The organism is Candidatus Planktophila sp., from assembly GCF_046070465.1.
Lineage (GTDB): Bacteria > Actinomycetota > Actinomycetes > Nanopelagicales > Nanopelagicaceae > Planktophila.
This window is the reverse complement of record NZ_JBJTMK010000162.1, coordinates 1-2795: the sequence shown is the minus strand read 5'-3', so window position 1 is coordinate 2795 and position 2795 is coordinate 1. Positions and strand designations below refer to the sequence as shown.

Sequence of the window (2795 nt, the reverse complement as noted above, 5' to 3'; positions counted from 1 at the left end):
CGGCCGGTTACTTCACCATGGTCGCATGGGCGCTGATTGCCCTGGAGGTCGGAGTGACCGGCCCCCACTGAGTGGTCCGCATTGTTTGTTAGTGCAAGATTGCCTCCTGCGCCATGGCTGGCCGGAGGTGGAGCGAAGCGGAACCGGAGGGCGGCCATGGCGGCGTTGCTGTTTCCGGGGCCGGAGGCCGATAGCCAAGCGAACTGTGCGGCCTGACGGTGTTGTAATGCCGCCGCCAGGCTTCGATCAGGATCTGGGCCTCGGTCAGGGTGTAGAAGATCTCCCCGTTCAAGAGCTCGTCGCGCATTGAGCCGTTGAAGGACTCACAGTAGCCATTCTCCCATGGGCTGCCGGGTGTGATGTAGAGCGTCTTCACGCCGATCTTCGCCAACCATTCTTGCACGGCGTTGGCGATAAATTCCGGGCCATTGTCCGACCGTATGTGCGCCGGTGGCCCGCGGGTGACGAACAACTCTGCCAGCGCCGCCAGCACATCTTCGCTGCGAAGCCGCCGCGCCACCGGCAGGGCCAGGCACTCCCTGCTGGCCTCGTCGATGATCGACAGGATGCGGAACTTGAGACCGTCGTGCGTGCGCCCCTCGACGAAGTCATAGGACCACACATGCCCCGGATACTCGGGCCGCAGACGGGTGCATGATCCATCGTTGAGCCACAGCCGGGAGCGCTTGGGCTGCTTGTGCGGCACCTTGAGCCCCTCGCGTCGCCAGATGCGTTCGACCCGCTTGCGGTTCACATGCCATCCCGCATCGCGCAGCAACGCCGTCACCCGGCGATAACCATAACGACCATATTGCCGGGCCAGGGCGATGATGTCCTCGGTCAGGGCGACTTCGTCATCCGCCCCGCGCGGTGTCTTGCGCTGCGTCGATCGATGTTGCCCGAGCACGCGGCACACCCGCCGCTCGGACACCGGCATCAAGGTCTTGATATGATCGATACAGCGCCGTCGACGCGCGGGGCTCAAAAGTTTCCCCGGGAAGCCTCCTGCAGGATCAGCTTGTCCAGCGTCAGATCCGATACCGCCCTGCGCAACCGGGCGTTCTCCTTCTCCAGCTCTTTCATCCGCCGGGCCTGATCCATCTTCAGACCGCCATATTCCTTGCGCCAGCGGTAGTAGCTCTGCTCGGTGACACCGATCCGGCGACACGCATCCGCCACCGTTCCGCCCTGCGCCAGCACGATCTCCGCTTCACGCAGCTTGCCGATGATCTCTTCCGGCTTGTGCTTCTTTGCCATTCCATTCCTCCTTCGTGGCCAATTCTAAAATAGAAATTGGGCCACTCAGAAGGGGGCAGATCAACCTACCAGACGACCATCCCCAATCGCGGCCAAATGATCGACATCATCAGGGCGGCCTATGACCACGATGTCACGTTTTTTGACACAGCCGAAGCCTATGGCCCTCACGAGAATGAGCGGATCTTGGGCGAAGCGATCGCACCGTTCCGCGACAAGGTCGTGATCACGTCCAAATTCGGCTGGAATATTGATCTGGAAACAGGAGTTCGCCGCCCGGGATTGAACAGCCGTCCAGATCACATCAAGCTCGCGGTTGAGGGGATGCTGAAACGTTTGAAGACGGATCGCATCGACCTGCTCTACCAGCATCGTGTCGACCCAGCGGTTCCGATCGAGGACGTGGCTGGCGCCATCAAGGACCTGAAGGCGCAGGGCAAGGTGTTGCACTGGGGCTTGTGCGAGATGGGTCTGAATACCCTGCGGCGCGCTCATGCGGAGTTTCCGGTGACCGCCGTCCAGAGCGAATATTCGATGCTGTGGCGGGGTCCCGAAACCGAGGTCCTGCCAATGTGCGCCGAGCTCGGGATAGGCTTCGTGCCGTGGAGCCCGCTCGGTGTGGGTTTCCTCACCGGCGCGATTGACGGGCTGACGAGCTATGCCGATGGGGACATTCGCAAAAGCGAGACGCGATTTAATAGGGAGAACATCGTCAACAACGTTAGGCTCGTAACCCTGCTCAAGAGTTGGGTGGGAAAAAAGAAAGCCACGCCTGCACAGATTGCGCTAGCCTGGCTTCTGGCGCAGCGTCCGTGGATCGTCCCGATCCCAGGCACCACGCAGATCGCGCACATGATTGAGAACGTCGGTGCTGCCAAAGTGCGCTTCACCCAAGCTGAATTGCAGGAGCTGAATTTCGAAGTGGGGCAGATTTCAGTCAAAGGCGACCGCTTGCCTCCAGCGGTTCAGGCGTTTTCCGGGGTTGAAGCGCCGAAAAGAGCGCCGTGAACGACCTCGACCGGGTGTCATCCTTGAACCCGCCGCAGTCGTCGCACCCTACGCTCACAATCCCTTCGGTCTTTTGTCTCCGAGCGCGCTATCCAATTAAGGCAGCATGCCGCAGTTAACGCGGCCTGGTCTAGGTGTAAGGCCGTTTAGTCCTAGTGCGTGGCTGACGGGCAATGGGCGTTATGTGCAGGGGTGCTCCTGCCGAAAGAGCCGCCATTCTACGGCCGAATCAGGGCCGCTGGAAGCCGACCGCCATTCATCTCGCACCTTGGAAAGACGGAAGGGCTGGGTTTGGGACTTTGCTGCCGGTCGGCGTTGCGGCAGGGAATGTCCGGTTACGCCAAAACCGGTCATTTTTAAGACGCCGAAGCCCGCGCTACTACGACCGAGTTGTTCGACACGTACGAACCCGCTGGCGCGGGAATGGCGCTGGACCTGATGTTGTGAGCGGGCTGCCTACAAAGTGCACTGGTTGAGCCTCGCGCCTGGGAGGCAGACCCTTTCGGCTCCTTCAACCTAGGAGTCGAACG

The 2795-nt window shown here is 61.0% G+C and carries 2 protein-coding genes; one reads left to right on the top strand and one right to left on the bottom strand.

Annotated elements, in window-relative coordinates:
* Positions 1-88 precede the first annotated feature (88 nt).
* Positions 89-1257 (bottom strand): IS3 family transposase gene (locus ACKOVI_RS06905; protein ID WP_509603340.1). Its coding sequence is split into 2 segments (ribosomal slippage): positions 89-996 and positions 996-1257, totalling 1170 coding nucleotides; the frame shifts between segments, so codons are not numbered across the junction.
* Between the two features lie 36 nt (positions 1258-1293).
* Between ACKOVI_RS06905 and ACKOVI_RS06900 the strand changes: the two genes are divergently transcribed.
* Complete coding sequence (locus ACKOVI_RS06900) at positions 1294-2265, top strand: aldo/keto reductase (protein WP_509603339.1); 972 nt, start codon at positions 1294-1296, stop codon at positions 2263-2265.
* Positions 2266-2795 lie beyond the last annotated feature (530 nt).